Genomic DNA, 7,800 nt, shown 5'->3' with positions numbered 1-7,800 from the left:
GAGAACTTTTCTGACTTTTCTTCAGCTATTTATGAATGTCTGAATGATGCCCATCTGAAACATAAAAAAGAACTGGATTCCTTGCTGACTCTACGATTTCAGAAGTTTAATAAATCTCAGATTATGAACGTCTAAAGTATAGCATAGTCAAGTACGACATTATCTGTGCAGCCAGCCAAACCAATTTCATTGATCGTCAGTACGTCATGACCGGCAGCCGTAAGTAACTTAACCAGAAGTTGGGCTTGCGAGTCCTCATCAAGCAATAATCTTAGACTCAACACTAATCCCCTTTGCTTCCAGACGGTGGCGTTCTTCTTCTGCTTCTTGCTTGAGTAGCTGCTGATTCCTCTCGCAATAGTCAATTGCTTCATAGATGGCAGCCAGGGGTAACTCCCAATTAAGGGCTGCTTCTTGAGGAGTCATGTCATTGACAATCATATCTGACCAGACATCAAAAGCTTTCAGCCTCCTGCCTTGAAAACAAAGCTGTTGTCGCCAGGAATGAGGACGTTTCTCTAAATACTGCCATTGAGTTTTCGCTACGTTGGTAGTCATGCTGATGCCTTGATGAAAGCTGGTATCCCTAGTTTATCCGATTAAAACAGGGGAAACCACCTGAGACTCCTTCCCCTGTGAATCCCTAGTCAGGGAGAAGAATGTAAAGATTTATTAAATTGTAGCGTAGGATACTTTTCGGGGGGGTAGTGTGTATTGTTGTTTTCAATCGCCTTTGGGGTTGGGTTGGACTGTCGCTCAACCCACGCTACAAGACTGCTTATCTTGACTAAAAAAAACCCGATTCTAAAGTCCCAAACCGATCTAGTCGGGTCAGGTAAATCGTTCTCTGACTTTTAGTCGATGTTACCTCGATATAAGGTTCTCTTAGTTCGGGATGCCGGTTTTTCAGGTCTTCAAGCGATCGCACTAACTTTAAATAATCATTGTAGGTTTCCTTGATTTTGATCGCAATTTCCGTAAGATTCTGATTGTTAACTTCGGGAAAAAAGCCACGAAATTGAACCGCAGGACGAGTTATTAAGAGGCTTTCTTGCTATTTCTGATTAGCAACCCCAATCATCCGGTCAAATGCCTCATAATTGCTGCTTTCTAAGGGATGGGTGCGATAAACTTGGGGATAACGGCTTTTATCCCTTCCTGCTAACCAGGTGACGGGTTGATAACCGCCAATTTCCTTACAGGCCTTCAAAATTGTGGTGTCTGGACGTAAAGCACTTTTTGACCCGTCAACCGCAAGGCATTGAGAGCGAAATTTTGAGTTGAGGCGGCAACCTGCTTGTCGGTGGCTAAATGCGACAGATACTGGCGGATTTCGTCAACTCCCATCTCTGGAGGGGTGGCGTTTGTTGTGTAAAGAGGATAAAGTCTCGAATGTAGTAGAGGTAGGATTTTTCCGTCTTCAAGCTAAAGTGCTTGAGACGCATGACTTCTCGGACTCGTTCTAACAGTCGATGGAACTGGGCTTCTTCTGTCATCGGCAAATGCGGTAAAATCGGTTTGGCAGAGATACTAGACCGCCCCCTGCGGTAATTATGCCCAAATGGGGGTGATTAGACCGCACGGTGCGGTATTAAGTTTTATTTATGGGGTGTTAGACCGATGGAGGTGGGATAGTAGGATAAAGGGGTTATGATTCACTGAGAGAAATGGAATATAAAGCAAAGGTTTCTACACTCCTAAAAAAACAGCCAATTCAAGGCGAAGAGCTTGCTGATAATCAGAAAGTTGCTGTGCCCACAGGCAAGGTTTACACTGTGGATGAGATACTTGAAACTAATGGACTACACTCTCATGTCGAGCTTGCCTTTGAGTCTGGCTCTTGGTGGATTTTCTTGCCTCACTGGGATACTGGTCTTCAAACCCAAGAAGTTAAGGCTGTCTTCTCTCTTGAGCAAGCAAACATCAGTAACCTAATTTATGGTTATTTAGTATTTAGTCGTGGCACTCAAGAAGTTCTCCGAGTAAGGGCAACGTCTGGTCAACCTGGTTATCAGTACCCTGGGGCTCACACTCAAAGGGGTAAGGGTTGTATTCCCCCTGATAATGACTGGAAGATTTCTACCAATGGATACTATCTTGCGACTCCAGGTATTGAAGGGATGTTTTACCATATCACACCAGATCCAGATCCAGACACAGGACGAAGTGAATTCGGACTTCACCGCGACTCTAACGTTGCAATTTATCCAGGCTCTGCTGGGTGCATCGTAGTCAAGACTAGTGACTTCAACGACAAGATTCGACCTTTTTTAGATGGATTGAGAGAGACACAAAGCTTCATTTCTTTGAGTGTTTTTTACAGCACCTAACTTGTGCCAAGGTGTGAGCTTTCTCAATGCCATAGACTTGAGCAGATTCTTGTTGCGTTAACTCTGTAAATCTAGTTATTAGGAGAAAAGTGATGGCTTTTGAATGGAATGATTTTGTGAGTACAATTCGAGATGCTGAGATTGAGTTCGAGCATCTCAAGAAGGTGCAGCTTGCCCAAGCTATTCTTGAATCTGGGCGGGGCAACTCCGACTTATTTAAGCTACACGGTAACCCATTTGGAATGAAGTATCGTCCCGAAATGAGTGGAATAGCAATTCCTGTTACTTACGAAGCAAGTGATGGTGAAGACATATACTGTAAATTTGTAACTCTTGAGGATGCCATTCGCGGATATTGGATATTTATTAATCGACCAGTATATTCTGGGTGGCGTTCGAGTATTTCTTCGCCTGAGACATATATAAGGTTTATTGCATTTGCTGGCTATATAGGTGGTGATTCCACTGCAAAACAAACATATGTAGACAAAGTCGTTAATTTGTTCGATGAAGCTTCAAGGCTCCTCAGGAAAACAACTGAAAATGGCAGTTTCTGGAAGCAAAATGGCGTTCTTCTCGAGGTTGGACATGGCACATTGCCCAGTGGGGTATTTGACCCAGGCACAGTTGGTGTCAACTCTAAAAATGAGTATGAGTTGAATAAGATTGCTGCAGAAGCGGCAAAGCGTGTTATCAGACAAGCTGGCGTACCTTGTGACATCACAGATGCAGTTGCAAGCTTATACAATTTAGGAACGCGAGCCGCTGGCTATGACGTATTCTGCTCAATTCATCACAACAGTGCTAATCGTTCTGCTCAGGGCGCAGAAGTGCTAGTCCACGATCGTAAAGCAGATCCTCCAGATTTAGCACTTTCACGGATAATGAGTGCAGAAATTGCGGCAGAGTTAGGTATACGAGATCGTATTGCAGGAGGACGCGAGCCACGCCAAGCACTTGGAGTGTTAAGTGGTGCAGAAGATACGGATGTTCGAGTTGCAGTTTTAGCTGAAGTCTACTTCATTGATGTTTCTGTGCCTGATGTAGTTGACTGGAGTACAAGAGGCGGACAAGCAATAGGTAGAGCGATTTTGAAATGGCTAAGAGCTAATCAGTAGCTGGACTCTCTTATTTTTGTCCTAACAGCAGCAGATAGAACCTGCGATCGCTATCGCTGTAGCTGCAGCAGTGCGATCGCCATCGCCGTAGGGTGCGTTAATGTTAATGTAACGGTGCGATTCGTTTCTAGGGGAATAAATAGCCTAGAGTGCTGATAAAACAGCATAACTGACAAAAAGGATGTAGGTGAAAGACCTACCCTGTAAGGGACACAGTGACTCCCGACCTGCCCCCAGTGACTAGACTCGGAAATCTAGAGGCTGAAGCGGAGAACAAGGACGCAATCAGAGCCAAAACAGATAGGCGCAAGGCGCGTTAACGGGGAGACAATAAGGGAAAACCAGAAAAAGCATCCAATTTCAGAGCAACAATCTGAGCTAAAAATGTTGACTCAACCTTCTAAACTCGCAGAGCTTTCGTTACGGTATCTGCTATCCCTAGAGTTGAAGGTGGGTGAAGTGGTCAACCCTAAATTGTCAAAACAATCCCAAAGTCGGAACGAAGAAAAACGATGATTAGGTCAAGAGAAAAGTCGAAACTCAAGTAGGTTGGACGAGCAACGTAACCCCTAACATCGGGTAGGACGAAGCGTAATTGCTTCGAGGTAATCAGTGATCGCCGATCGCATCGCCTGTAGGTTGGGTTGACGCAAGGAAACCCAACTTCCATATTCATATTAAAATAAGAGATAAGTTTTCAAAAATTCTGAACCTGATGAAAATCAAAGCTATTATTCATCCAGCCGAAGAAGGCGGTTACTGGGCTGAAGTTCCCGCTCTGCCCGGTTGTATAACAGAAGGAGATAGTATGGACGAAGTTGTCGATAACCTCCAAGATGCCATACAAGGCTGGTTAGAAGTTGCCAATGAAAGCAAACAACCTGAATCTAGGTCAGAAGTGATTGAAATTGCTGTATGAAATCAATATCAGGGAAAAAACTCTGTAAAATTGTCGAAAAAAAAGGTTGGATACTCAAAAAAATTACCAGTAGTCACCATATTTATGAAAAGGAGGATGAAGATAAAATTCTATCTATTCCTGTACACCGCAATCAGGACTTAAAAATTGGAACTTTAAAATCAATTATGAAAATAGCTCGATTATCGGAAGATGACTTATAAGCTTTCGTAGGGTGCGTTAATGTTAATGTAACGCACCATCAATTTCCTAATATTCGGTGGGTTACGCTGTCGCTAACCCACCCTACTGGTTTGTTTCAGCTAATTTGGTGTATTAGAAAAATGCTATAAATTCTATAATCTAAGACTTTAAGCCGAAATCTATTGCCCTATTTTAGTTGAAACAGTCCAGTAGGGTGCGTTAATGTTAATGTAACGCACCATCAATTTCCTAATATGCGGTGGGTTACGCTGTCGCTAACCCACCCTACAGTGCTACTACAGTGCTACTGTGAAGAGACAAGCTGATGTCCGAGGTTATAATGGTCAAAGAGTTAAAAAAGAAATTAATCTAATCAATAGCCACAATGAAGGTACAGCTAAATGAGTCAAGTCTTAACCCTAGAATTGAGCGATGAAGTCTATGCCGCCTTGCAACAGCAAGCTAAAATATTAGGTATCGACCTGTCAGAATTAGTAACAACTTCCCTTGAGCGACAGTATCGCTTGAACAAAAATAAAGACCAACGCACGGAAGCCGAAAAAGAAGCAGCACGTCAACGCTTTCGAGCGCACGCTGGCTCAATTAGCGGCTATCCGACAGGAGCAGATAATGAAAGCATTGATGCTGACTTAGGGAGAGAGTATGGAGATACTCATGAGGAGACATGAAATCGGTGATACTCCTCGATAATTCTGGGTTACTTTGCTATGTCTATCGTGATCAACCAGGACATGAAGAAGCTGTCCAATTGTTAGATAGTGCAGGTAAAAGCATCACCCACAGTTACGTTTTAGCAGAGTTAGTTGCTCTAGCTCAAGTTCGGCGTTACCCGCGTTTAGCTACCCTAGAATTTATCACCGATTTGCTAGAAAATCCAGATATCGAGACAGTTTGGATAGATGAGCCTTTACATCGTGCTGCTGTCAAACTATTGATGGCACGGCAAGATAAGACTTATTCCTTATTCCTTATGTGATGCAGTTAGCTTTTTATTGATGCGTCAGTTCAATATTAATGAAGCATTAACCACCGATCGCCATTTTGAGCAAGAAGGTTTTCACCGTTTACTTGTATTCTAAAAAGGGCAGAGCTACGTCAGGGGTTGGTATTTCTCCAACTGGTACTCTTGCCATTTCCCCGACCCCCGTTCGGTGAGGGATTGGGCGTTTCCCAACTGCGCGGCAGCTTCCCGCCAGAATTGTTCAAAGTTCTGCCGCAGTTCTCCGGTGGCAATCATTGATTTTAACGCGATAATTTAGTCAACAATGCCAAGAATTTTTTACTATTAGGAGTCAAGAGAGTTCGGCGATAGGCATCGGCGGCCTTTTTAATCGCTTCCGCTTGGGTGGGATAGGGATGAATAACCATAGACAGTTTACTCAGTCCGATTTTAGCAACCATAGCGGTGGTAATTTCGGAAATCATCTCACCGGCGTGGGTGGCGACGATAGTGGCTCCTAAAATTTGGTCGGAACCTTGTTTGTGAATAATTTTTAAAAAACCTGCTGTTTCCCCATCAGCGATAGCTCGATCGACTATACTCAAAGGAATTTTAATAGTATTAGTGACCAATCCCCGGGTCTGTGCTTGGGTTTCATCCATGCCCACATGGGCGATTTCTGGGTCGGTATAAGTGACCCAAGGCATAACTAAATTACTGAGCTTATAGCGTCCGAAACCGAAGGGAGAAAAAAGAGTATTTTTAATCACAATACGGGCGGCTGCATCGGCAGCATGGGTAAATTTCCAATCCATACAGATATCACCGGCCGCATAAATTTTCGGGTTAGTAGTTTGCAGATAATCATTAACTTTGACTCCCCGACGAGTATCGTATTCCACGGCTACCGCTTCTAAATTTAATCCTGACACATTAGGCTCCCGGCCAGCACCGACTAAAATCTCGTCAACGGTGATAGTTGCTCCTTGACCGTTGCTAGTATATTCAATGGTTTTACCCTGCTCATTTTTTGTCACCCGTTCAATTTGGCAAGAGAGAATTAATTGCATTCCTTCCCGCAGCAAAGCATTCTCAATAATTTCGGTCGCTTCTCGGTCTTCTTTATTCAAAAGATGGGAATGATTATGAAATAAAATCACCTGCGCGCCTAACCGTTGAAAAGCTTGGGCTAATTCACAACCAAGCGGCCCGCCACCGATAATAGCTAATCGAGGAGGTAATTCTGTGAGGGAAAAAATTGTTTCATTGGTATAAAATCCCGCTTCTTTTAGTCCGGGGATATCGGGATGAAAGGCCCCAGCACCAGTGGCAATGACGGCTTTTTTATAAGCGAGAGTTTTTCCCGCCACTGCCACGGCATTTTGTCCTAAAAAACGAGCGCTACCGAAGAAGACATCGATACCTAGTTTTTGGAAACGTTGCACCGAATCATGATGACTAATATCGGCGCGAATTTGCCGCATTCTGGTCATGACTCTGGCAAAATCTACCCTAGTATCCCCAATATTAATTCCTAATTTTTTGGCTTTCTCAATTTCCCCGATAATTCTAGAGGAACGAATCAGACATTTAGAAGGAACACAACCGAAATTGAGGCAATCTCCCCCCATGAGATGTTTTTCCACTAAAGCCACTTTTAAACCTATATCTAAACCCGCCGCCCCCGCCGCTACAACTAAACCCGCAGTACCCGCACCGATGACGACTAAATCATAACAATCTTGGGGTTGTGGATTGACCCAATCGGCAGGATGAACATAATTAACTAATTTTTGATTATGTTCGTCCACTGGGAGAACATTAACTTCCCTAGAGCTATTTTGAAACATATTAGACCTCTTGTAAAAATCAAAAATTGTTGTTAGGATTAGGAATCAGTAGCCAGTAGTCAGTAGTCAGGAGAATTAAGAATGAATAATAATCAGTTAAATGGTCTATTTACAGATTTTATGCAATTTAATTCTTATTTTTGCCGTTTTTGAACCCTGAAAAATTAATTATGCAAGAGGTTTATTAAAGCAGTTATCTTAATGGTGAGATACGAACTTTTCGTTATGGGTCGCCGGTCGCCGGTCGCCGGTCGCCGGTCGTCAGGAGATTATTTTTATTTGTTCTCCCCACACCCTACACCCCACACCCCACACCCCACACCCCCTTCCCCCACTTCCCACTTCCCCAACCCCTGGCTGATAACTGATGACTATTCATTGATAACTGATGCCAGGGCCTGCCGGGCAATTTTTGTGACGTAGAGGGTGACAGCAACGG

General features: G+C 43.5%; 13 protein-coding genes and 2 pseudogenes. 8 read left to right on the top strand and 7 right to left on the bottom strand.

Features of this window, described 5'->3' with window-relative positions; all coding sequences use genetic code 11:
• Positions 1-135 (top strand): annotated as a pseudogene (locus tag PX482_RS05320) (IS630 family transposase); the annotation flags it as partial.
• Between the two features lie 2 nt (positions 136-137).
• Here PX482_RS05320 and PX482_RS05315 read toward each other — a convergent pair.
• The 5 genes and pseudogenes from PX482_RS05315 to PX482_RS05300 form a co-directional block, all read right to left on the bottom strand.
• A pseudogene (locus tag PX482_RS05315) lies at positions 138-365 on the bottom strand (DUF5615 family PIN-like protein); the annotation flags it as partial.
• Positions 259-558: a hypothetical protein gene (locus PX482_RS05310; RefSeq protein WP_002758370.1), complete on the bottom strand. Its 300-nt coding sequence runs from the start codon at positions 556-558 to the stop codon at positions 259-261. The pseudogene PX482_RS05315 and the gene PX482_RS05310, both read right to left, overlap by 107 nt.
• Positions 559-1,054: 496 nt before the next feature.
• Positions 1,055-1,210: a hypothetical protein gene (locus PX482_RS05305; RefSeq protein ID WP_002758367.1), complete on the bottom strand. Its 156-nt coding sequence runs from the start codon at positions 1,208-1,210 to the stop codon at positions 1,055-1,057.
• Entirely contained in the window at positions 1,207-1,347 is a 141-nt protein-coding gene (locus tag PX482_RS27640; RefSeq protein WP_080603602.1) for a phage integrase N-terminal SAM-like domain-containing protein, read from the bottom strand. The genes PX482_RS05305 and PX482_RS27640 overlap by 4 nt, the downstream gene beginning before the upstream one ends.
• A complete protein-coding gene (locus PX482_RS05300; RefSeq protein WP_002758365.1) occupies positions 1,308-1,496 on the bottom strand; it encodes a phage integrase N-terminal SAM-like domain-containing protein in 189 nt (62 codons plus the stop codon). Before PX482_RS05300 ends, PX482_RS27640 begins: the two co-directional genes overlap by 40 nt.
• 171 nt (positions 1,497-1,667) lie before the next feature.
• Here PX482_RS05300 and PX482_RS05295 point away from each other — a divergent pair, with 171 nt between their 5' ends.
• The 6 genes from PX482_RS05295 to PX482_RS05270 all read left to right on the top strand — a co-directional run bounded on the left by PX482_RS05295 (position 1,668) and on the right by PX482_RS05270 (position 5,547).
• Complete coding sequence (locus PX482_RS05295) at positions 1,668-2,330, top strand: hypothetical protein (protein ID WP_002758364.1); 663 nt, start codon at positions 1,668-1,670, stop codon at positions 2,328-2,330.
• Positions 2,331-2,422: 92 nt separating this feature from the next.
• Positions 2,423-3,448, top strand: coding sequence for a glucosaminidase domain-containing protein (locus tag PX482_RS05290; protein ID WP_288023679.1), 1,026 nt, complete (start codon positions 2,423-2,425; stop codon positions 3,446-3,448).
• A gap of 715 nt (positions 3,449-4,163) precedes the next feature.
• A complete protein-coding gene (locus PX482_RS05285; protein ID WP_002734086.1) occupies positions 4,164-4,367 on the top strand; it encodes a type II toxin-antitoxin system HicB family antitoxin in 204 nt (67 codons plus the stop codon).
• Positions 4,364-4,570 carry a type II toxin-antitoxin system HicA family toxin gene (locus tag PX482_RS05280; protein WP_002741035.1) on the top strand — a complete coding sequence of 69 codons (207 nt, stop codon included), beginning with the start codon at positions 4,364-4,366 and terminating at the stop codon, positions 4,568-4,570. Before PX482_RS05285 ends, PX482_RS05280 begins: the two co-directional genes overlap by 4 nt.
• 381 nt (positions 4,571-4,951) lie before the next feature.
• On the top strand, positions 4,952-5,239 hold the full coding sequence (locus tag PX482_RS05275; protein ID WP_002790029.1) for a hypothetical protein: 288 nt from the start codon (positions 4,952-4,954) through the stop codon (positions 5,237-5,239).
• Positions 5,236-5,547, top strand: coding sequence for a type II toxin-antitoxin system VapC family toxin (locus PX482_RS05270; RefSeq protein ID WP_288094892.1), 312 nt, complete (start codon positions 5,236-5,238; stop codon positions 5,545-5,547). The genes PX482_RS05275 and PX482_RS05270 overlap by 4 nt, the downstream gene beginning before the upstream one ends.
• Positions 5,548-5,661: 114 nt before the next feature.
• Here the strand turns inward: PX482_RS05270 and PX482_RS05265 are convergent, their stop codons facing one another.
• A complete protein-coding gene (locus tag PX482_RS05265; protein WP_002758360.1) occupies positions 5,662-5,808 on the bottom strand; it encodes a hypothetical protein in 147 nt (48 codons plus the stop codon).
• 5 nt (positions 5,809-5,813) lie between these two features.
• Positions 5,814-7,361 (bottom strand): mercuric reductase, encoded by a 1,548-nt coding sequence (locus tag PX482_RS05260; protein ID WP_288122164.1) that lies wholly within the window; start codon positions 7,359-7,361, stop codon positions 5,814-5,816.
• A 201-nt stretch (positions 7,362-7,562) separates the two neighbouring features.
• Between PX482_RS05260 and PX482_RS05255 the strand changes: the two genes are divergently transcribed.
• Positions 7,563-7,784 (top strand): hypothetical protein, encoded by a 222-nt coding sequence (locus tag PX482_RS05255; protein WP_288122163.1) that lies wholly within the window; start codon positions 7,563-7,565, stop codon positions 7,782-7,784.
• The last annotated feature ends 16 nt before the right edge of the window (positions 7,785-7,800 follow it).

It is taken from the genome of Microcystis sp. M53602_WE12 (assembly GCF_030065455.1).
GTDB classification, from domain to species: Bacteria; Cyanobacteriota; Cyanobacteriia; order Cyanobacteriales; family Microcystaceae; genus Microcystis; species Microcystis aeruginosa.
Note: the sequence above shows the minus strand (reverse complement) of the source record. Positions and strands in the feature narration are given on the sequence as shown.